The sequence below is a fragment of the Nocardia sp. CA-136227 genome (assembly GCF_050955695.1).
In the GTDB taxonomy this organism is placed as follows: Bacteria; Actinomycetota; Actinomycetes; order Mycobacteriales; family Mycobacteriaceae; genus Nocardia.
On the sequence record NZ_CP192081.1, the window covers coordinates 1,304,148 to 1,323,990 of the forward strand.

At 70.3% G+C, this 19,843-nt stretch carries 18 protein-coding genes; 7 read left to right on the top strand and 11 right to left on the bottom strand.

Features of this window, described 5'->3' with window-relative positions; all coding sequences use genetic code 11:
- Positions 1–58 precede the first annotated feature (58 nt).
- The 3 genes from ACQP06_RS05865 (at position 59) to ACQP06_RS05875 (ending at position 2,780) form a co-directional block, all read left to right on the top strand.
- Positions 59–559, top strand: coding sequence for an Lrp/AsnC family transcriptional regulator (locus ACQP06_RS05865; RefSeq protein WP_433671017.1), 501 nt, complete (start codon positions 59–61; stop codon positions 557–559).
- Between the two features lie 42 nt (positions 560–601).
- Positions 602–1,831: a benzoate/H(+) symporter BenE family transporter gene (locus tag ACQP06_RS05870; protein ID WP_433673247.1), complete on the top strand. Its 1,230-nt coding sequence runs from the start codon at positions 602–604 to the stop codon at positions 1,829–1,831.
- A gap of 115 nt (positions 1,832–1,946) precedes the next feature.
- Entirely contained in the window at positions 1,947–2,780 is an 834-nt protein-coding gene (locus tag ACQP06_RS05875) for a sulfurtransferase (protein WP_433671018.1), read from the top strand.
- Positions 2,781–2,798: 18 nt separating this feature from the next.
- On the opposite strand, the gene ACQP06_RS05880 is transcribed toward ACQP06_RS05875, so the two are convergent.
- The gene (locus ACQP06_RS05880) at positions 2,799–3,539 is read right to left on the bottom strand and encodes a class I SAM-dependent methyltransferase (protein ID WP_433671020.1); all 741 of its coding nucleotides are present in this window, start codon (positions 3,537–3,539) and stop codon (positions 2,799–2,801) included.
- A gap of 123 nt (positions 3,540–3,662) precedes the next feature.
- Between ACQP06_RS05880 and ACQP06_RS05885 the strand changes: the two genes are divergently transcribed.
- Positions 3,663–4,229, top strand: a complete 567-nt coding sequence (locus ACQP06_RS05885; RefSeq protein WP_433671022.1) for a TetR/AcrR family transcriptional regulator — start codon at positions 3,663–3,665, stop codon at positions 4,227–4,229.
- On the opposite strand, the gene ACQP06_RS05890 is transcribed toward ACQP06_RS05885, so the two are convergent.
- Positions 4,170–4,868 carry an HNH endonuclease family protein gene (locus ACQP06_RS05890; RefSeq protein WP_433671024.1) on the bottom strand — a complete coding sequence of 233 codons (699 nt, stop codon included), beginning with the start codon at positions 4,866–4,868 and terminating at the stop codon, positions 4,170–4,172. The genes ACQP06_RS05885 and ACQP06_RS05890 overlap by 60 nt on opposite strands.
- Positions 4,869–4,936: 68 nt before the next feature.
- Positions 4,937–5,299, bottom strand: coding sequence for a hypothetical protein (locus tag ACQP06_RS05895; RefSeq protein WP_357097719.1), 363 nt, complete (start codon positions 5,297–5,299; stop codon positions 4,937–4,939).
- Between the two features lie 198 nt (positions 5,300–5,497).
- On the opposite strand from ACQP06_RS05895, the gene ACQP06_RS05900 reads away from it, so the two are divergent.
- Positions 5,498–8,332 carry a DEAD/DEAH box helicase gene (locus tag ACQP06_RS05900; protein ID WP_433671025.1) on the top strand — a complete coding sequence of 945 codons (2,835 nt, stop codon included), beginning with the start codon at positions 5,498–5,500 and terminating at the stop codon, positions 8,330–8,332.
- Positions 8,329–9,096: an SWIM zinc finger family protein gene (locus ACQP06_RS05905; protein WP_379272262.1), complete on the top strand. Its 768-nt coding sequence runs from the start codon at positions 8,329–8,331 to the stop codon at positions 9,094–9,096. The genes ACQP06_RS05900 and ACQP06_RS05905 overlap by 4 nt, the downstream gene beginning before the upstream one ends.
- A gap of 24 nt (positions 9,097–9,120) precedes the next feature.
- Here the strand turns inward: ACQP06_RS05905 and ACQP06_RS05910 are convergent, their stop codons facing one another.
- Genes ACQP06_RS05910 through ACQP06_RS05925 form a run of 4 tightly spaced genes read right to left on the bottom strand, consistent with a single transcriptional unit; the run spans position 9,121 to position 12,974 of the window.
- Positions 9,121–10,659 carry a flavin-containing monooxygenase gene (locus ACQP06_RS05910; RefSeq protein WP_433673248.1) on the bottom strand — a complete coding sequence of 513 codons (1,539 nt, stop codon included), beginning with the start codon at positions 10,657–10,659 and terminating at the stop codon, positions 9,121–9,123.
- The gene (locus ACQP06_RS05915) at positions 10,653–11,192 is read right to left on the bottom strand and encodes a hypothetical protein (RefSeq protein ID WP_433671027.1); all 540 of its coding nucleotides are present in this window, start codon (positions 11,190–11,192) and stop codon (positions 10,653–10,655) included. The genes ACQP06_RS05910 and ACQP06_RS05915 overlap by 7 nt, the downstream gene beginning before the upstream one ends.
- Positions 11,189–12,115 carry a ferritin-like domain-containing protein gene (locus ACQP06_RS05920; protein ID WP_433671029.1) on the bottom strand — a complete coding sequence of 309 codons (927 nt, stop codon included), beginning with the start codon at positions 12,113–12,115 and terminating at the stop codon, positions 11,189–11,191. Before ACQP06_RS05920 ends, ACQP06_RS05915 begins: the two co-directional genes overlap by 4 nt.
- A gap of 22 nt (positions 12,116–12,137) precedes the next feature.
- Positions 12,138–12,974 (bottom strand): SDR family NAD(P)-dependent oxidoreductase, encoded by an 837-nt coding sequence (locus ACQP06_RS05925; protein WP_433671030.1) that lies wholly within the window; start codon positions 12,972–12,974, stop codon positions 12,138–12,140.
- A gap of 104 nt (positions 12,975–13,078) precedes the next feature.
- Here ACQP06_RS05925 and ACQP06_RS05930 point away from each other — a divergent pair, with 104 nt between their 5' ends.
- Positions 13,079–13,747: a TetR/AcrR family transcriptional regulator gene (locus ACQP06_RS05930; protein ID WP_379272257.1), complete on the top strand. Its 669-nt coding sequence runs from the start codon at positions 13,079–13,081 to the stop codon at positions 13,745–13,747.
- A 28-nt stretch (positions 13,748–13,775) separates the two neighbouring features.
- Here the strand turns inward: ACQP06_RS05930 and ACQP06_RS05935 are convergent, their stop codons facing one another.
- From ACQP06_RS05935 to icmF, 4 genes are all read right to left on the bottom strand, one after another.
- On the bottom strand, positions 13,776–14,762 hold the full coding sequence (locus tag ACQP06_RS05935; protein ID WP_433671032.1) for a methyltransferase: 987 nt from the start codon (positions 14,760–14,762) through the stop codon (positions 13,776–13,778).
- Positions 14,763–14,833: 71 nt separating this feature from the next.
- Positions 14,834–15,910 carry an amidohydrolase family protein gene (locus tag ACQP06_RS05940; protein WP_433671034.1) on the bottom strand — a complete coding sequence of 359 codons (1,077 nt, stop codon included), beginning with the start codon at positions 15,908–15,910 and terminating at the stop codon, positions 14,834–14,836.
- 112 nt (positions 15,911–16,022) lie between these two features.
- The gene (locus tag ACQP06_RS05945) at positions 16,023–16,400 is read right to left on the bottom strand and encodes a hypothetical protein (RefSeq protein ID WP_433671036.1); all 378 of its coding nucleotides are present in this window, start codon (positions 16,398–16,400) and stop codon (positions 16,023–16,025) included.
- Between the two features lie 192 nt (positions 16,401–16,592).
- The gene (icmF, locus tag ACQP06_RS05950; RefSeq protein WP_433671037.1) at positions 16,593–19,802 is read right to left on the bottom strand and encodes a fused isobutyryl-CoA mutase/GTPase IcmF; all 3,210 of its coding nucleotides are present in this window, start codon (positions 19,800–19,802) and stop codon (positions 16,593–16,595) included.
- Positions 19,803–19,843: the final 41 nt, after the last annotated feature.

The window sequence follows — 19,843 nt, forward strand, 5'->3', positions numbered from 1 at the left end:
CGCAGAACTGAGCAGAATGCACGGTCGATTCGCGTTTGTCGGTGTCATACTGATCCCCATGAGCAGCAGGGAGCCCAATCCGGCGCCGCTGGACGCCACCGATGCCCGGTTGTTGCTGGAGTTGGTCGCGAACCCGCGCGCGACCGGTGTCGAACTGGCCGCCCGCCTGGGCCTTTCCCGCAATACCGTGCAGGCCAGACTGGCTCGCTGGGAGGTGAGCGGGGTGCTGGCCGGCTTCGAGCGCCGGGTGGACCCGCGAGCGCTCGGCTACTCCCTGGCCGCCTTCGTCGCGGTGGTGGTGGACCAGCATCGGCTCGACGCGGTGGCGGCCGAACTCGCCGAGATCCCGGAGGTCACCGAGGTCTGCGGCATGACCGGGCCGACGGATCTGACGGTCCGGGTGGTGGCCGCCGACGCGGAGGATCTGTACCGCGTGGCGGGCAGCATCCTGAAGATCCCGGGCGTGGAGCGCACCAATATGGCGCTGGTCATGCAGTCGCTGGTCGGGCCCCGCATCACGCCGCTGCTGGAACGGCTGGCGGCCGGCGGCCGCGCGTAATTCAGTCCAGTTTCGGCTGATTGGCCGCAGACCTGCGGGTGACTGGACCGCGACGATAGCCCCACGAGCACCAGCGTCACTCCCGCCGCCGAGGTCGAGAGCCCACCGGCGGCGGGTCCCGGGCAGCCGATCGGAGCCGGAATCGTCACCGCGCTGGTCGGTTTCACCAGTTCGTTCGCGGTGGTGCTGGCGGGTCTCACCGCCATGGGAGCCACGTCGGCGCAGGCGGCGTCGGGCCTGCTGGCGGTGTGCGTGACCCAGGCGGTCGGCATGCTCGTGCTGAGCCGCCGGTATCGGATGCCGATCACGCTGGCCTGGTCCACACCCGGCGCGGCCCTGCTGGCGAGCACCGGGGCGGTGGCGGGCGGCTGGGCCGCGGCGGTCGGCGCGTTCGCGGTGGCGGGCGGACTCATCGTGCTGACCGGATTCTGGGACCGGCTGGGCGCGCTCATCGCCGCCATTCCGGTGGAGATCGCGCAGGCCATGCTGGCCGGAGTGCTGCTGCCGCTGTGCCTCGCGCCGGTGAAGGCGCTGCCGGTGAGCCCGGCCGTGGTGGTGCCGGTCATCGTGACCTGGCTTGTGCTGCAACGCTTCGCGCCACGCTGGTCGGTGCTGGCGGCCTTCGCGGTCGCGGCGATCGGGTCGGGCATCGACATCGCGGTACGGCACCGGAGCTTGGAGTTGTCCGCCATGCTGCCCCGGGTGGAATGGACCGTGCCGCACTGGAGTTGGCAGGCCCTGATCGGCGTCGCGGTGCCGCTGTACGTGGTGACCATGGCGGCGCAGAACATTCCGGGCACGGCGGTCATGCGCACCTTCGACTATCGGGTGCCGTGGCGCGCGGCCATGACCGTCACCGGTCTGGGCACCGTGCTGGGCGCGTCCGCGGGCGGGCACGCCATCAATCTGGCGGCCATCAGCGCCGCGCTCTCGGCGGCCCCGTCCGCGCACCCGGATCCGAAGCGCCGCTGGGTCGCGGCCTACACCGCGGGCTGCACCTATCTGCTGCTCGCGCTGGCCTCGGGCGCGCTGGTCGCGCTGGTCGCCGCCGCTCCGAAGGGCGTGCTGGAAACCGTTGCGGGACTTGCCCTCATCGCCACCCTCGCGAGCGCGCTGACCGCCGCGCTCACCCCCGCCGCGCATCGGTCCGCGGCCGCCCTCACCTTCCTGGTGGCGGCCTCGGGCATCTCGATGCTCGGGATCGGCGCGGCCTTCTGGGCGCTGGTCGCGGGTCTGGTGGTGCGCTGGTTCCTGCCGCCGGCCACGGCCTGACGGCCGCCCGGGCCCCGGGCCGGAACGACGGGCGGCTGCGGGGTGTGGCCCGAGCTGGTTAGGGTGGAACGGAATCGACGTCATGATGCGGTGAATCGGCGAAGAGGAGTTTGGCTTGAGTTCGGTGCTGATTTCGGTTGCGGAGCTCGCGGACCTGCTGGGAGCGAGCGGGAGCCGGGTGCGACTGCTGGATGTGCGATGGGCGCTCGGGGATCCCGACGGGCCGCAGCACTATCTGGACGGGCATATTCCGGGCGCGGTCTTCGTCGATCTGGAAACCGAACTCGCCGATCCGCCCTCGGCCGCGCACGGCCGCCACCCCATGCCGGAATTGCCGCACTTGCAGAAGTGCGCGCGCAGCTGGGGCGTCTCCGACGGCGACACCGTGGTGGTCTACGACGCGACCGGCGGCATGGCCGCCGCCCGCGCCTGGTGGCTGCTGCGCTGGGCCGGCCTGGCCGATGTCCGGATCCTCGACGGCGGGCTGCCCGCCTGGGAGAAGGCCGGGGGCAAGGTCGTCGCCGGTGACGAACCCGACCCGGAACCCGGCACGGTGATGCTGTCTCCCGGCCACATGCCGACCATCGACGCCGATGGCGCGGCCGGCTGGCAGGGGCTGCTGCTGGATGCCCGCGCGGGCGAGCGCTACCGCGGCGAGACCGAGCCCGTCGACCCCCGCGCGGGCCATATTCCGGGTGCGGTGAGCGCGCCCACCGCCGAGAACCTCACCACCGCCGGGCATTTCCGGCCGCTCGCCGAATTGGCCTCCCGCTTCGCGGGTTTCGGCTCCGGACCGGTCGCGGTGTACTGCGGCTCCGGGGTCACCGCCGCCCACCAGGTGGCGGCGCTGGCCGTGGCCGGGATCGACGCCGCCCTGTACCCGGGCTCGTGGTCGCAATGGTCCAACGACCCCAAGCGCCCGGCCGCGACCGGCGCGGAACCGGCCTGATCACCAGGGTTCGACCGATCACTCGGGTTTGACGGCGGTCAGAATGCCGGTCGCGAACGGGCCGGTGCGGAATTCGACTGCCGTGAAACCGATCTCGGCCAGCACGGCACGGTAGCGGCGGACATCCACCGCGGCCAGCGAGTCGCCGGGGCCGTCGTGCGTGTGCCCGTGATCGTCGGCTCCGCCGTGACCGTTGCCGCCGTGCCCGTGATCACGGCCGCCGCGATGCGCGGCGAGCCCGGCCATGGCGCGAATCGCCAGTCCGCGCACACCCGTGGTCGCCGGGTGGGTGTCGGCCAGCAGCAGGCGGCCGCCGGGTCGGAGCACTCGGAAGAACCCCGCCAGCGCGGCGTTCCGATCCGCCTCGGCGATGTGGTGCATGGCGAAGGTGCACGTCGCCACGTCGAAGGACGCGTCGGGATGGGGCAGGGCCTGGGCCGCGCCCAGTTCGAAGACGCAGTTCGCGGCGGCGTGGGCGGTGGCGTACTCGATCATCGGCGCGGACGGATCGACGCCGACCACCCGCCCGTGCGGCCCGGCCTGGCGGGCCAGCTCATTGGCCAGCCGCCCCGGACCGCAGCCGATGTCGATGGCGTGATCGCCGGGCCGGATGCCCGCGCTGGTGGCGAAGTGCCGCGCCAGGCTGCCGCCGCGTCCGAGGAAGAAGACGTCGGTGAGCAGGGTGTAGCCGCGCGGCCAGGTGATCAGGGCTCCGACGGACCGGGTGTCGATATCGGACACTTGCTTGTTCTGGGTCATGCGTTCCATCATCGAAGGATGGGAAATGCCAGGCCAGAAGCAGTTTCCCCGAATGTGTACGTTTCGGGACACTCAGCCGGGATCCGTCCCGGAACGGCTCCGGACCCGGTCGACGACCGGCGGGTGCGTCGCACCCGCGCGGCCCTGCACCGGGCGCTCATCGAACTCATGCTGTCCCGTCCGTACGCCCGAATCACGGTGCGGGACATCATCGATCGCGCCGATGTCGGCCGCTCCACCTTCTACGCGCACTACCGCGACAAGGACGATCTGCTGCTGGTCAGCTGTATCGAGCATGTGCGGGCCGAGATTTCGGCGCGGATGGCCCGCCACCCGGGCCCGCCGCCGCCGCTGCTGCCGATCGAGATCCTGTTCCGTCTGATCGACGCCCACCCCGAGGTGTACCGGCCGCTGGTCGGCCCGCGCGCCAACGCCACAGTGCTGCGGTCGATCCGGCAGATGTACGCCGAACTGCTCACCGAGCATCTGGCCCCGCTGCTCGGTCCCGATCCCGCCGCGGCGTCCGTCGCGATCACCTTTCTTTCCTGGGGGCTTTACGGATTGCTCGAATCGGTCATGGATCCGGCCCAGGAGCTGACCGCCGAACAGGCGTACCGGCATTTCGCCGCGCTATGGGCAGCCGCGGGCGACGCCCGCGAGGGCGGCGCGGTCGGCGGCGGTGACGGGTAGCCCGTACCGGCCGGCGGCGGTCAGATACTTGCCCGCGTAGAAGCAGCGATTCGCCCGCGCGGGCGGCAGCCAGTCGCCGGGCGTGCGATCGCCCTTGTCCTGGTTGGTCTTTCCGTCCACCGCGAGCAGGTTGTAGTCGACGTCGTTGGCGAACCGCACCCGCCGCGCGACCGGCCAGGCCGCCGCGCCCAGATCCCACGCGGCCGCCAGCGGATACACGTGGTCGATCTGCACAGTCTTGGCCGCCGCCCGCTCGAACGCGATGCGCCGCCCGGTGTACGGATCGTTCAACGCGCCCGCGACCACCACACAGGCGTCGCCCGGCCGCAGAACCACTTCGGTGAGCTGGCGTGCCAGCACGCTGTTGCGGCTGTCGCACCCGTCGTGCCCGCCCGGGCCGTCGTGATCGTCGGTCCAGGCCGGACCGAACACACACCCCTGCCCGCCGTCGCATCCGCGCTGGTAGCCGCCGGGTCGCGGCCGCGCGGGCACGGTGACGACGGCGGTGAGCAGGCGTTCGAGCTGGACGCGGGTAGGACTGCCCGGCGCGGGAGTCACCTGCCCGACGGTCCCGCACCCCAGGACCGTGAACAGGATGACCACCGTGCCGAGCAGCGAAGTCGCGCCTCTGAGCCCCACGGCATCAGGTGTATCGCTACCGCCCGCCGGAGCGGGCCGTCACTCGAACTTCGCACCCCCGCGGCGGGTTACAGCCAGGCGTGCGCCAGGATGTCGTCGGCCGCCGTTTCCGACAGTTGTGGCGGAAAGCGCGTGGCCGCAATGGAATCCACGTGCGCGCCGTCGTGCCCGATGAGCCACGAGCCGCCCCGGTCCTCGCACTCGGCGATCTTGGCGAAGACGGTGAGCAGGAATGTGATGGAGTCGCGCGGATCCGGGGTGCGGGCGAGTCGCTGCGACTCACCGGGCCGGGACAGATCCAGCCACACGCCGGACTGCCCGTCCAGACGCATCCCCACGATCTTGCCTGCATCCACGAAGGTGAATTTCCGCCGTTCCCACGAAGTCGTGGGCGTGAAGGCCTGCTCGAGCACTTGGAGCAGAATCGTCATCTTCACGGCCTCCCTACGGTCTCGAAAGTGCCACGGCCCCGGATTGGGTCGCGGTGATGTCGGGTGCGCACACAGGTGTCACCGACATGCGGTGACCTGCGGATTTATCCAGTATGTGCCGTATCCGATCAGAAATAAAGAGGGACCTGACTCGCGGGTAGCGCGGGCCCTGTCGGAGCGGGCTGCTTGGATGGTCGGATGCTGCACGGACTGTGGACGCCCGGGTCCGGGTTGGTGCTGTGGCACGACCCGGACGGCTTCGTGCTCGCCGACGAGACGGAGAAGCTGCCCGAGCCGCTGCGGTCGGTGGTGCGGGCGGCCAAGTGGCGGCACTGGGCCGAGGTCACGCTGGCGGGGGAGTACGGCACGGAACGGGCCCGGGTGCGCGCGCACGCGCTGGCCCCGGAGGCGGCGGCCCGGGTGCTGCTGGGGGAGCTGCCGCCGCACTGGCCGGTGGCGGGGGATCTGCGCTATCTGGGGCATGTGGCGCGCGGGATCGAGCGCTGGGTGCGGGCGGGGCGGATCGTGCCGGAGATCCGGCGCGACGACGGGGAGTGGTGGGCGCGGTGGCGGCTGGTGGGCGGGCAGCGGCAGCGGGCCTGGCTGGCCGAGCTGGCCGTGGCCATGCCGTCGGCGCTGAAGGACCACGGCCGGCCCGCCGACATCCTGGAGAACCTGGTCGCCGAACTGACCGATCCCATTGCCCGGAAATGGATTTCGGCACGCGACCCCGAGATCGGCTCCGCGCCGACGGATTCGGTGTCGCATCCGCTGCTGAGGGCCCTGCTGGACGCCACACCGCTGGAGACCGGCTCGCATCGGGTGGCGGCGGTGCTCGAGGACTGGCGGACCAGCCTCACCGCGGGCGAACCGGATCTGGTGCTGCGCCTGCTGGAACCCGACGGCGACGAGCCGGGTGAACTGTGGCGGCTCGAGGTGTGCCTGCGCGTCGAAGGTGAAGCGCCGCAACCGGTGCTGCTGCCCGGCGATCCGGTGCTGACCCGGCTGGCCGGGGAGAAGCTGGCCGCCGCCAAGGAGGTGTACCCGCGCCTGCGGGACCTGCCCGGCGATCCGCGCAGCATGGACCTGTTCCTGCCCACCGAGGTGGTCATGGACCTGGTGGCGCACGGCGCGAACGCGCTGGCCGCCGCCGGGGTGCGCCTCATGCTGCCCCGCGCCTGGCGGGTCGCCGCGCCGACCATGAAACTGCGGGTGCAGAGCCCCGCCGCCACCGAAACCGCCGTGGGGCTCAAGGGTTTGGTGTCGTTCCGATGGGAGCTGGCCCTGGGCGACACCGTGCTGACGCCCGCGGAGATGGCGCGCCTGGTGGACGCGAAATCGGATCTGGTGCGCCTGCGCGGCGACTGGGTGCAGGCCGACCATCGCATGCTCGCCGCGGCCGCCGACTACGTCTCGGGCCGCACCGACGGCACCGAGACCACCATCGGCGGCCTGTTCGCGGAGCTGTCCGCGCACCCGGTGATCGGCGTGCCGCTGGACGAGGTCACCGCGACCGGTTGGGCGGCGGAACTTTTCGACGGCGAACGCGCCACCGAGCCCGTCCCCGACCCGGTCGGCCTGAAGGCCCAGCTGCGGCCGTATCAGCAGCGCGGCCTGGCCTGGCTGGCGACCATGAGCCGCCTGGGTTGCGGCGCGATCCTCGCCGACGACATGGGCCTGGGCAAGACGGTGCAGGTGCTGGCCCTGCTGGCGCACGAGCGGGAGACGGCCGTCGCGCCGCCCGGACCCACCCTGCTGGTGTGCCCGATGTCGGTGGTGGGCAACTGGCAGCGGGAGGCCGAACGTTTCGCCCCGGATCTGCGCGTGCTGGTGCACCACGGCCCGGCCCGCCGCTCGGGCGCGGAACTGGATGCGGCGGTGGCGGATTCGGATCTGGTGGTCACTACCTACGCCCTGCTGGCCCGCGATGTGGAGGAGCTGAAGCGGCAGGACTGGCAGCGGGTGGCGCTGGACGAGGCGCAGCACATCAAGAACGCCGGGACCCGTCAGGCGCGGGCGGCCCGGCTGGTCCCGGCGCGACATCGCCTGGCGCTCACCGGAACTCCGGTGGAGAACCGCCTGGAGGAGTTGCGGTCGATCCTGGATTTCGCCAATCCCAAGCTGCTGGGTAAGGCGTCGGAGTTCCACGCCCGGTTCGCGGTCCCGATCGAGCGTGAGCACGACGAGAACGCCGTCACCCGGCTGCGTGCCATCACCTCGCCGTTCGTGCTGCGCCGGGTCAAGACCGATCCGGCGGTGATCTCGGATCTGCCGGAGAAGATCGAGATGACGGTGCGGGCCAACCTGACCGTGGAGCAGGCGGCGCTGTATCAGGCTGTCCTGGACGACATGTCGGCCAAGCTGAAGGCCGCCGAGGGCATGGAACGCAAGGGCGCGGTGCTGGCCGCGCTCACCCGGCTCAAGCAGGTCTGCAACCATCCGGCCCACTATCTGAACGACGGTTCGGCGGTGCTGCGCCGCGGTCAGCACCGGTCCGGGAAGCTGGCGCTGGTCGAGGACATCCTGGAATCGGTGATCGCCGACGGGGAACGCGCCCTGATGTTCACCCAGTTCGCGGAGTTCGGAAAGCTGCTGGCCCCCTTCCTGTCCGAGCGTTTCGGGGCCGAGGTCCCGTTCCTGCACGGCGGGGTGGGCAAGCAGGCCCGCGATGCCATGGTGGAGGACTTCCAGGGCGGCGACGGCGCGCCGCTGATGCTGTTGTCGCTCAAGGCCGGCGGCACCGGCCTCAATCTCACCGCCGCCAATCACGTGGTGCACCTGGACCGCTGGTGGAATCCGGCGGTGGAGAACCAGGCCACCGACCGCGCCTTCCGGATCGGTCAGCGCCGGGATGTGCAGGTGCGCAAGCTGGTCTGCGTCGACACTATCGAGGAGCGGGTGGACGACATGCTGAAGGGCAAGAGTCAGCTGGCCGATCTCACCGTCGGCGCCGGCGAGCACTGGATCACCGAACTCGGCGACGAGGAGCTGCGGGAACTGTTCGCGCTGGGAGCGGAGGCGGTCGGCGAATGAACGAGGTCATCGACTTCGGCGGGTACGGCAAGCGCCGCCCGGTGCGCGGCGGGGTGCCCGCGCGCAGCCGCCGCGGCGCCGCCTTCGCCCGCACCTGGTGGGGCCGCGCCTTTCTGGACGCCGTCGAGCAGGTCGCCGATGCCGGGCGGCTCTCGCGCGGCCGCTCGTACGCCCGCACCGGCCAGGTGATCAACTACCGGCTCGAGGAGGGCATGGTGACCGCGGAGGTGCAGGGCAGTCAGCCCCGTCCCTTCGTCTCCGTGCTGACCATGCGGACCTTCGACCGCCACCACCTGGAGGAGCTGGCGGACGCGGTGCGCGAGTCGCCGGGCATGCTGGGCGAGATCGCGGCGGGCACGCTGCCCCGCGCGCTGGGCCCGCTGCTGCTGCCGACGACAGTGTCCGAACTCGACTTCTCCTGCAGCTGCCCCGATCACAGCTGGCCCTGCAAGCACGCGGCCGCCATCTGCTACGTGGTGGCGGAACGGCTCGACGAGCACCCGACCGACCTGCTCACCCTGCGCGGGATCCGGCTGGACGACCTCATCGGCGGCCTGCTGCAGAGCGAGACCCTCGACTGCGGCGACCTGTACGGCGAGCACGCGGCGCTGCCCACGCTGCCGGACCCCGAATTCCATCCGGCCCCCGACGATCTGGACCCGGTGCTGCTGCGCCAGGCCCTGCGCATGACCGCCGAGGACGAGCAGTCCGTCGCCGCCGGGCTGCGGCAACTGCGGGACCTCTACCGCTCCCTGGACCGCTGAGCGCTGTTCCCGGCCCGCTGAGCGCTAGGCCGTGGCGGTCCGGGTGGCGGGCCGATCATCGGTGCGGCGTCCGCCGGGCGCCTCGAAGGTGTAGTCGTTCAGGTCGAAATGGGCTGCCCGCCAGGCGGCTTCGGGCGTGCTCATGGCCCGCAGCGGGACGTCCCCGTTCTTGTCGAAGTAGTAGGAGTTGGCCAGCGCGCAGCTGTCCTGCCAGAACACCTGGGTGCCGCGCCGCGACATCATCTCCTGGAAGTACCGCTCGTTGGCGGCGGCGGTGACCTCCACCCGGGTGGCGGCGTCGCGGCGGGCCTGGCGGAGCAGCCGCAGGATGTGGGTGGTCTGCATCTCGATGAGCGTGAAGTAGGAGGCCCCGTTGTAGCCGTAGGGCCCGATGATGGTGAAGAAGTTCGGGAAACCGGGCACGCTGACGCCCTCGTAGGCCTGCAACCGGTGGGTGTCCCACCAATCCTCCAGTCGCAGTCCGCCACTGCCGTGCAGGTCGAAGGTGGGCATATTGCCCGACTCCATGACCTTGAACCCGGTGGCCATGATGAGTACGTCGACCTGGTGGTGGCGGCCGGTGGTGCGCAGACCGCTCGCGGTGATCTCGGTGATGGGATCGGTTTCGAGGGTGACGTTGTCGCGGTTGAAGGTCTTCAGATAGTCGTTGGAGAACGACGGCCGCTTGCAGCCCAGCGCATAGTCGGGGGTGAGTTTCGCGCGAATCTCGGGGTCCCGCACCTGATCCCGCAGGTGCGCGAGACCGGTGCGCTCGCCGAGCTTCACGATCGGCAGCACCTTGTAGTAGTGCGCCGACAGCGGGAAGGTCAGTTCCACGAACGCCTGGCTGATCCAGCGGGTGAGGAACTGGCCGCCGGGCAGCCGCATCAGTGCGCGGGCCACCGGCGGCATGGGCGCGTCGGGCCGCGGCAGGCACCAGATCGGGGTGCGCTGGAAGACCACGAGTTCCGACACCTGCGGCGCGATCTCGGGAATGATCTGGATGGCCGAGGCCCCGGTCCCGATGATCCCGACCCGTTTGCCGCGCAGGTCGATGTCGTGATCCCAGCGCGCGGTGTGCATGGTGACGCCCCGGAACCGTTCCGCCCCCACGATGTCCGGCAGTTTCGGGCGGGTCAGCACCCCGGTCGCGCCGATGAGAAAGCGGCAGGTCAGCTCGTCGCCGTCACTGGTGCGCAGCCGCCACAGGTGCAGGTCGTCGTCGAAGTCGGCGCGTTCGATGGTGGCGCCGAACCGGATTCGCGGCCGCAGCCCGTACTTCTGCACGCACCGCTCGGCGTAGGCCTTCAGCTCCCGGCCCGGCGCGTACACCCGCGACCACGAGCTCTGCTTCTCGAACGAGTACTGGTAGCTGAACGACGGAATGTCCACGGCGATACCGGGATAGGTGTTCCAGTGCCAGGTCCCGCCCGGCCCGTCGGCCTCGTCGATCATGACGAAGTCGTCGAATCCGGCCTTGCGCAGGGCGATCGCGGTCCCGATCCCCGAGAATCCCGCTCCCACGATGACGATCTGATGATCGACCACGGTCCTTGTCACGATGCGTCCTCCGCGTAGATGATGCAGTCCACCCGATGCTCGACACCGTCCACGGTGCGAATCCCGAGCGGCGCCGGCCGGGCGATGGGCCAGCTGATGAGCGTGCAGTGGGGCTGCCGCAGCGCCCGGTAGTAGCGACTGTGCACCCGCACCCCGGCGGGCTTGTCGGGGGTGAGTTGGCGGCGCTGCCACGAATCCTCGATCTGCACCCGCAGATTCGCGGCGGCCACGCGGCGCAGCACGGCCTGCCCGGGGAGCGCGGCGAGCAGGTCCGCGGGCGCCAGGCGCAGCAGCGCGGGCAGGCCGGGCAGCGGCGGGGCGGGCAGGATCCACAGCGGGTCGTGCTGGAAGACGGTCACCCGGCGGGCCCGGGCCACGACCGGCGGCACCACCCGGGCCAGGGCCGGGCCGCCGCCGACGACCGCGACGTGCAGCCCGTCGAGTTCCCGCTGATCCCGCCAGTGCGCGCAGTGCACCGTCGGCCCGGCGTAGGGGGCCCGGTCCCGGCCGGAACCGTCCCGGATCGGGGCGGTCATTTCGCCACCGGCTCGTAGGTCAGGGCCTTGGACCAGGACGGCGTGCGGCGGCGCAGCAGTCGCCCGGGGACGCTGTCGATGGCCTTGTTCAGGGCGTCGTTGAGGCCCTGGATCGGTTGCAGGCGATTGATGGTGGCCATGCCGTGCAGGCGGACGACGTGGTAGAGCGGCAGCCGCTTGATGTCGGGGCTGCGTTCCCCGGCCTTCTCGTAGCGGCGCACGGCATTCCAGAGTTTCTCCTCGTCGAGCCCCATGGCCATGATGTTGGTGGACATGCGCGACAGCAGCGGCGTGTACAGCAGCGCCCCCATCAGCAGGTTGGGGCGCAGCGCGAACCCCGCCGTCTCGATGGCGATGCGCCGCATCGGTCCCGCGCCGAGCTGCTCGAGCACCTGGAACCCGACGGCCAGGTGCCGGGACTCGTCGCTGTTGATGTGCCGGAACACCTCGTGGCACAGGGGATCCCGGACCTCGTCGAGCAGGAACTTGACCAGCGCCCCGTCGAGCGCGCACTCCAGGGACGGGATGACGGTGCCCAGTACCGGCAGCGACAGGTGGTCGCCATACCGGTCCAGCCACTGGATGACGAGCTGAATGTTCTTGTTGGGCAGCGGCATCGCGTCGCCGTCGAGCATGCCCCAGCGGCGCATCAACGCCAGTTCGGCATTGGCGTGCTTCTGCTCCTCGGCGTGGAAGTGCCGGTAGATCTCCTTGAGCGGGCCGTCCGGCGCGTGCAGCGTGAGGGCGGCGAAGCCGCGCGCGCCCACGTGCTCGATCCACACCAGGTCGGCCATGAAGGTGGTCAGCGCCGGGCGTTGCTCATCGGTGATGAGCTCGGCTCCCGGTGCGTCCCAGTCGATGTCGGCCAGCGCCCACTGCCGGTCCCGGACCACGGTGAGCATGTCGGAATACGCGAACGCCATTGTTCTGCTCCTCGCTGTATGGCTACCGCACCAGCCGCTCCAGTAATCCGGCGGCGCGGGTGTAGGTTTCGGGCAGCAGTCGCTTGGACTGCCAGATCGCCTTGGCCTCGAGCTGCGGGACCACGTAGAGCTGACCGTGGTCGACGGCGTCGAGGGTGGCGCGGGCGATGGCCGCGGGCGGGCGTCCGGTCCAGCGCAGCAGGCGGTCGCCCCACAGCTGCACGGTCTCGTCGCCGATCGAAACGCCCTCCAGGATATTGGTTCTCACCCCGGTCGGGCAGAGCACGGTGACGGTGACGCCGGTGCCGGACAGCTCCGCGGCGAGCGTCTCCGACAGCGCCAGCACCCCGGCTTTGGACACGTTGTAGGCGGCCATGCGCGGCGCGGACCCGAAGGCGGCGGCCGAGGCGACGTTCACGATGGACCCGTGCCCGGCGGCGCGCAGCCGGGGCGCGAAGACGTGGCAGCCGTGGATGACGCCCCACAGGTTCACGTCCAGCACCTGATGCCATTCCCCGGGCGAGGTCTCGCCGATGACGGTGCCGCCGCGGCCGATGCCCGCATTGTTGACCACCAGGTCCGGGCTCTTGCCGAACCATTCCTCGGCGGTGTTCGCGAGCGTGGTGACCTGGTCCAGGCTGCTCACGTCGCAGCCGGTGTCGAAGGCCTTGCCGCCGATGTCGCCGACCAGTTCGGCGGTCTCGCGGGCGCGGACGGGGTCGAGGTCGGAGCAGACGACGCGTCCACCCCGCTTGCCGATCTCGAGGGCGAAGGCGCGGCCGATGCCGCTGCCCGCACCGGTCACCACCGCGTCCGCCTGTCGAGTGCGGTGGGTCCCGCCGAAAGGATTGAGTCGCATGGGAACTCCCGGGAGCGTGCCATCCGGGCAGTCAAGTGGTGGCGTGTGCCACCACTGGCCGCACCTGCCACCAATTAGGCTCCGGATGCGCTATTTTGTCAACTATGGACGTGCCCGCGACGGCGACGACCGACCTGTCCGCGACACCCGCCCGACGTGGCGGGACCTGGGGTGGCCGCACCCAGGAGCAGCGCCGGGCCGAACGCCGCGAGCGGCTGATCGCGGCGGCCCTGGACATCTGGCTCGAGCACGGCTGGGCCGCGGTCACCATGCGTGGCGTGTGCACCCGTGCCGGCCTCAACGACCGCTACTTCTACGAGCACTTCGCCGACCGCGACGACCTGCTGGGCGCGGTCTGGGACGAGGTCGGATTCCAGGTGCTGAGCGAACTGTCGGCCGTGGTCGCCGACAATCTCGCGCACCCCGCGCTGGGCATCCTGCACCTGGCCATCGCCCGCGCCGTGGAACTGCAATCGGAGGGCCCGGCCCGCATCCTGTTCGGCGATCACTCCGGCAGCCGTGTGCTCGAACAGCGCCGCACCGCCCTGCTCACCGAGGCCACCGACCTGCTCATCGCCACCGCCCGCCCGTACCTGCGCCCGGGCGTCGACGAATCCGATCTGCGCATGGGCGTACTGATGAGCATCGGCGGCTTCATCGAACTGCTGACCGCCTGGCGAGCCGGGATCATCGAGGCCGATGCCGCCCGCATCGTCGATCACGTCAGCCACGCGGCCGATCTGCTCGGCGCGGAATACCTGGCTCTGCCCTGACCGATACCCGGCCAGGCCCCGGCCGCCGTTATTTGATCGCCCACACCATCGATTCGGGCCCGGCGAGGTGCTCGGTCTGCGGGTCGCGGAAGCCCGCGTCGGCGAGCCAGCCGCGCAGGTCGGCGGCGGTGTAGTCGAAGCCGCCGGGCGTCTCGATCAGCATGTTGAGGCTCATGAGCAGGCCGGGCAGATTGGTCCGGCGATCATCGTCGATGAGGGATTCGTAGACCAGGATCGCGCCGCCCTCGGGCAGCGCGCGGTAGGCCTTCTCCAGCAGCATGCGCTTGGTGTCGAGATCCCAGTCGTGCAGGATGTGGCCGAAGACCAGCACATCGGCTTCCGGCAGTTCCTCGGTGAAGAAGTCCCCGGCCCGGAAGCCGCTCCGATCCGCCACCGGGGCAATGTAATCGGTGAAGATCGGCTCGACGGGGGCCAGGTCGTAGCCGATGCCGTGCAGGTGCGGATTGGTCTCCAGAACGGTGCGCAGCAGCGCGCCCTGGGCGGTGCCGATATCGGCGACGGTCTTCCAGCGCTGCCACGGGAAGACCTCGGCGATGACGTGCGCGCCGGGCAGCGACAGCCCGGTCATGGCGCGCTGAAAGTCGTAGAGCCGCTCGGGATCCCGGTACAGCTCGGTGAACAGGTCGCGGCCCTCGCGGGCCTCGTTCTGGGGTAGCCCGGTGCGCAGGCCCTCTGTCAGACGGCCCCAGAAGGGGTACAGCCGCGCCGCCGCCATCTCCAGGAAGCCGCCGATGTACTCGCTGCCGGTGCTGTCCAGGTAGGTGGCGGTGTCGGCGGTGTTGGCGTACCGATCGTCGGTGCGCCGCAGCATCTCCATGGCGACGAGCGCGTCGAAGAAGTCACGGGCGGACCGCGGGTGCAGGCCGAGTTCGCGCCGCAGCTGCTCGGCGGTCAGCTGGCGATGCCCGAGCACCGTGAACACCCCGAGTTCGACGGCGCTGAGCAGGGTCCGGGACTCCCAGAAACCCATTCCGATCCGCAGGATCCGCTCCATGGCGCATCACGATAGCCAGCGCGCCGCCCCGGCACGGCCGGACCCGGCAAATTCGGAGCACCCGAACTGGGTCAGAGCATGTCGAGCCCGTAGATCCGTTCGGCATTGCGGCGGAACACCTGCTCGATGGCCTTGTCGTCGGCCCCGTGCCCGGCCAACGCGGTGGCCACCGCGCTCGCGGCGTTCGGGATGCTCGTAATCGGCTTGTCCACCGGGAAATTCGAGCCCCAGATCAGCCGGTCCGCGCCGAAGACGTCCAGCGCGTGCTCCAGCATCGGCGAAATCCGTTCCACCAGTACCGGAACCGGCGTCGGCTCGCCGCGCTTGGGCACCGGGTGGCCGAGGATGGGCATCATCAGCCCGCTCACCTTGGACACCACATTGGGGTGCGCGGCCAGCGCGGTGAGATCGTCGCGCCAGCGCAGGAACAGCTCACGCCGCTGTCCCGGGGTCTTCCCGGTCTCGCGCCCGACCGGCCCGAAAATGCCTGCGGGCGTGGCGAGATGGTTGAGCACGATGGTGGTGTCCGGATACCGCTCGGCCAGCGCCGTCACCTCGGGCAGCTGGCCGGAGTACACCCACGCCTCGAAGTTGAGCCCGCGGTCGGCCAGCGCGCCGAACCCGTTGAGGAAGGCGGCGGAGGTCAGCGTGCCCGGCGTCTTGCGGGTCGCCCGCACATCCCGGTCCGGGTGGTATTCGACGCGGGACCGCACGCCCCGGAACCGCGGGGACGCCGCCTGGTGCGCGTCCAGCAGTTCGGCGAATTCGGGCGCGGTGGGGTCGGCCGCGCCCATGATCGCACCCAGGGCGGGGGTGTCCACGCCCCACGGCAGGCTCGCCACCCACCGGGTCTCGTCGACGGGCCCGAGCGGGCCGTTGCCGACCCATTCGACCTCGATGTGCACGATCGCCTCGACCGGCACGTCGCCCGCGTCGGTCTGGTAGTCGCGCGGCAGATAGGGGTGCATGACCGGCGTGGGATCCCCGGCGAACTCGCGATCGCGGCGCGGCGCGAGCCGGGTGGCCCAGTCGATCGGCACCGGTACGTACCGGAAAAGCTTCGCCAGCGCGCTGAACTCGCGCGGCGTGGTCATCGGATCCCACTGGTGAATGTGCGCGTCCACCACGGTCATTCCCGCAAACTCCATGGGGTGCCTTCCGTCGGGGCCAGCCTGTCCGGATTGTTCCACAGAGACGGCCGTGCCGCGCTCGCCTGAGCGAACGCGGCACGGAGTTTGCCCGGGGACGTGGGGTGGTGCGTTACGGCAGCACCTGCGGGATGGCGTCGGGATTGAGCAGGCCGATCAGCGCGCCGATGCCGCCGCCGATCAGGGCGCCCAGGGCGGAGCCGCCCAGCGCGCCGGGGATGGAGCCGACGACCGAGCCGAGCGCCGCGCCGCCCGCGCTGCCGGTGAGGGCGCCCGCGGCCGCGCCGTTGAGGGCCGGGTCCGGGAACATCGCGTTCGGGTTGGTGGTCACCGGATCCAGCGGAATGCCCTCGGAGACCGGGGTGACCTGGATCGGCGCGCTGTCCGGGGCCTCGGCGCTCGCCGCGCCGGCGAACAGGGTGGCCGCCGCCGCGAGCGACATCGTGATGGTGGCGAGCTCGGCGGTGGTTCTCATGGTCGTTCTACGCATGATCGTCTTCCTGTCAGCCGCAATCGAACCGAACAGTTCCGGTATAGCCGAGAAATTGCTGCCAATCGGAAATTGCCATACACCCTGGGCGGTGTGGGTACTCGCCAGTGCGGGATCGCGGGCGAAAGTAATAGCGCCCCGCTATATTTCGAAATATGGCGGGGCGCTGTCGGTCAGCGGGTCAGGGTTTGATCAAACGTTGCGGCGATACTGGCCACCCACGGTGAAGAAGGTGTCGGTGACCTGCTGCAGCGTGCACACCCGCGCGGCGTCCATCAGCACCTCGAAGGCGTTCTCGTCGCTCGCCGCGGCCGCCGCGAGCCGGGCCAGCGCGGCGGGGGCCTCGTCGCGATGCCGCTCGGTGAATTCGCTGACCCGTTGCAGCTGAGACTGTTTCTCGGCCTCGGTGCCCCGCGCCAATTCCAGTACCCGATGTTCTTCCTCGTGCGGATTGCGGAAGGTGTTGACCCCGATGAGCGGCAGGCTCCCGTCGTGCTTGCGGCGCTCGTAGAGCATGGACTCGTCCTGGATCCGGCCGCGCTGATACCCGGTCTCCATGGCGCCCAGCACCCCGCCGCGTTCGCTGATCCGCTCGAACTCCCGCAGCACCGCCTCCTCCACCAGATCGGTGAGCTCGTCGATGACGAAGCTGCCCTGCAGCGGGTTCTCGTTCATCGCCAGCCCCCACTCCCGGTTGATGATGAGCTGGATGGCCAGCGCCCGGCGCACCGATTCCTCGGTGGGCGTGGTGACCGCCTCGTCGTAGGCATTGGTGTGCAGGCTGTTGCAGTTATCGTAGATCGCGATCAGCGCCTGCAGGGTGGTGCGAATGTCGTTGAAGCTCATCTCCTGTGCGTGCAGCGAGCGCCCGGAGGTCTGCACGTGGTACTTCAGCTTCTGCGACCGTTCGCCCGCCCCGTACTCGTCGCGCATGGCGATCGCCCAGATGCGCCGCGCCACCCGGCCGATCACCGAGTATTCGGCGTCCATGCCGTTGGAGAAGAAGAACGACAGATTGGGCGCGAAATCGTCGATGTCCATGCCGCGCGCCAGATACGCCTCCACATAGGTGAAGCCGTTGGCGAGGGTGAAGGCCAGCTGGCTGATCGGGTTCGCCCCGGCCTCGGCGATGTGATAGCCGGAGATGGACACCGAGTAGAAGTTGCGAACGCCGTTGCGCACGAACCACTCCTGGATGTCGGCCATCATGCGCAGGCTGAACTCGGTGGAGAAGATGCAGGTGTTCTGGCCCTGATCCTCCTTGAGGATGTCGGCCTGCACGGTGCCGCGCACGGTGGCCAGGGTGCGGGCGCGCAGGTCCGCGGCCTCCGCGTCGGTGGGTTCGCGGCCCTGCTCGGCCGTGAACTCCTCGCGCGCTTGATCGATGGCGGCATTGAGGTAGTAGGCCAGGATGGTCGGCGCGGGCCCGTTGATGGTCATGGACACCGAGGTGCTGGGCGCGTCCAGATCGAATCCGGCGTACAGCGCCTTCATATCGTCGAGCGTGGCGATGGAGACCCCGGACGTGCCGACCTTGCCGTAGATGTCGGGCCGCTCCGCCGGATCGTGCCCGTACAGGGTCACCGAGTCGAATGCCGTCGAAAGTCGTTTGGCGTCGGCGTGTTCGGACAGCACCTTGAACCGGCGATTGGTGCGGAAGGCGTCGCCCTCGCCCGCGAACATGCGTGCCGGATCCTCGTTGTCCCGCTTGAACGGGAACACCCCGGCCGTGAACGGGAACCGTCCGGGCAGATTCTCCGACCGCAGGAAGCGCAGCAGCTCACCGTGATCGGTGAAGCGGGGGAGCGCCACCCGCGGAATCGAGCTGCCGGACAGGGTCTCCCGGCGCAGCGCGGTCCGCAGCTCCCGGTCCCGGACCCGCACCACCTGCTCGTCGCCGCGATAGGACTCCGCGACGGTGGGCCACCTCGCCAGCAGGGCGGCGTTCTCGGGCGCCAGCTCCCGCTCGGCCCGGGCGAGTAGATCGCGCACGGATTCGTCGTCCGGCAGTTCGGCGAGCACCTGCTCCACGCGCTGCACCCGCTGCGCCGCCTCGATCTGCCGGGCGGTCGCCGCGTGGTAATCCCGGACCGTCTCGGCGATCTCGGCCAGGTAGCGCACCCGCGCGGGCGGAATGATCTGCGCGAACCGCGTCGAGGCGCGGGTTTCCACCCGGGGCAGCACGCCCTCCTGCAACGGCAGTCCGCGCTCGGCGAGCAACCCGGTCAGGTGCTGGTAGAGCGCCGTCACCCCGTCGTCGTTGAACGTGGCCGCGCTGGTGCCGAACACCGGCATGTCCTCGGGCAGGGCGTGGAAGTCCTCGCGATTGCGCACCAGCTGCCGCGACACGTCCCGCAACGCGTCCTCGGCCCCGCGCCGCTCGAACTTGTTGATGGCCACCACATCCGCGAAATCGAGCATGTCGATCTTCTCGAGCTGGGAGGCCGCCCCGAACTCCGGCGTCATCACGTACAGCGACACGTCCACGTGCTCGGCGACGCCCGCGTCACCCTGTCCGATGCCGGGGGTCTCCAGGATCACCAGGTCGAATCCCGCTGCCTTGCAGGCGATCAGCATGGCGTCGATATTGTTGGGCACCTCGCGCTCGCCCCGGGTGGCCAGGGACCGGAAGTAGACGCGTTCCCCGTCCAGGGCGTTCATCCGGATCCGGTCGCCGAGCAGCGCGCCGCCGCCGCGTCGCCGGGTGGGGTCCACCGCCAGGATCGCGACCCGCAGCTTGTCCTGCTGGTCGGTGCGCAGCCGCCGCACGAGTTCGTCGGTGAGAGAGGACTTTCCGGAGCCGCCGGTCCCGGTGATGCCGAGCACCGGCACCTGCCGCGCCGCCGCCGCGGCGGTCAGGGCGGCCAGGTCGTCCTCCGGCAGCGTCCCCTGTTGCAGGCAGGTGAGGGTGCGGGCCAAGGCCGCCCGATCCCCGCCGAGTACCGCGTCCACCGGAGCCGGCGTGCGCGAAAGATCCTCGTCGCACGCCGAGATCAGCTGATTGATCATCCCCGGCAGTCCGAGCCGCTGCCCGTCCTCGGGGGAGAAGATGATCACCCCCGACTCCCGCAGGCGCGCGATCTCCTCGGGAATGATCACCCCGCCGCCCCCGCCGAAGATCTTCACGTGCCCGGCCCCCGCCTCTTTCAAGGCCTGCGCCAGGTACTCGAAGTATTCGATGTGCCCGCCCTGGTACGAGCTGACCGCCACCCCCTGCACGTCCTCGGTGACGGCCGCGTCCACGACCTCGCGCACGGCCCGGTTATGCCCCAGATGAATCACCTCGGCTCCCTGGGCCTGGAGGATTCTTCGCATGATGTTGATGGCCGCGTCATGGCCATCGAAGAGCGCAGCGGCGGTCACGAACCGCACTGGATCAACCGGGACATGCAGATCTGGCATGCCAATCCTCCGCACGGAGAGCCTGTAGGTGCTGTGAATTA

What these genes read in the sequence shown, in the direction of transcription:
- ACQP06_RS05865 (WP_433671017.1), top strand. Translation starts at nt 59, where the DNA reads ATGAGCAGCAGGGAGCCCAATCCGGCGCCGCTGGACGCCACCGATGCC.
- ACQP06_RS05880 (WP_433671020.1), bottom strand. Translation starts at nt 3,539, where the DNA reads ATGACCCAGAACAAGCAAGTGTCCGATATCGACACCCGGTCCGTCGGA.
- ACQP06_RS05895 (WP_357097719.1), bottom strand. Translation starts at nt 5,299, where the DNA reads ATGACGATTCTGCTCCAAGTGCTCGAGCAGGCCTTCACGCCCACGACT.
- ACQP06_RS05900 (WP_433671025.1), top strand. Translation starts at nt 5,498, where the DNA reads ATGCTGCACGGACTGTGGACGCCCGGGTCCGGGTTGGTGCTGTGGCAC.
- ACQP06_RS05905 (WP_379272262.1), top strand. Translation starts at nt 8,329, where the DNA reads ATGAACGAGGTCATCGACTTCGGCGGGTACGGCAAGCGCCGCCCGGTG.
- ACQP06_RS05915 (WP_433671027.1), bottom strand. Translation starts at nt 11,192, where the DNA reads ATGACCGCCCCGATCCGGGACGGTTCCGGCCGGGACCGGGCCCCCTAC.
- ACQP06_RS05920 (WP_433671029.1), bottom strand. Translation starts at nt 12,115, where the DNA reads ATGGCGTTCGCGTATTCCGACATGCTCACCGTGGTCCGGGACCGGCAG.
- ACQP06_RS05925 (WP_433671030.1), bottom strand. Translation starts at nt 12,974, where the DNA reads ATGCGACTCAATCCTTTCGGCGGGACCCACCGCACTCGACAGGCGGAC.
- ACQP06_RS05930 (WP_379272257.1), top strand. Translation starts at nt 13,079, where the DNA reads ATGGACGTGCCCGCGACGGCGACGACCGACCTGTCCGCGACACCCGCC.
- ACQP06_RS05935 (WP_433671032.1), bottom strand. Translation starts at nt 14,762, where the DNA reads ATGGAGCGGATCCTGCGGATCGGAATGGGTTTCTGGGAGTCCCGGACC.
- ACQP06_RS05940 (WP_433671034.1), bottom strand. Translation starts at nt 15,910, where the DNA reads ATGGAGTTTGCGGGAATGACCGTGGTGGACGCGCACATTCACCAGTGG.
- ACQP06_RS05945 (WP_433671036.1), bottom strand. Translation starts at nt 16,400, where the DNA reads ATGCGTAGAACGACCATGAGAACCACCGCCGAGCTCGCCACCATCACG.
- icmF (WP_433671037.1), bottom strand. Translation starts at nt 19,802, where the DNA reads ATGCCAGATCTGCATGTCCCGGTTGATCCAGTGCGGTTCGTGACCGCC.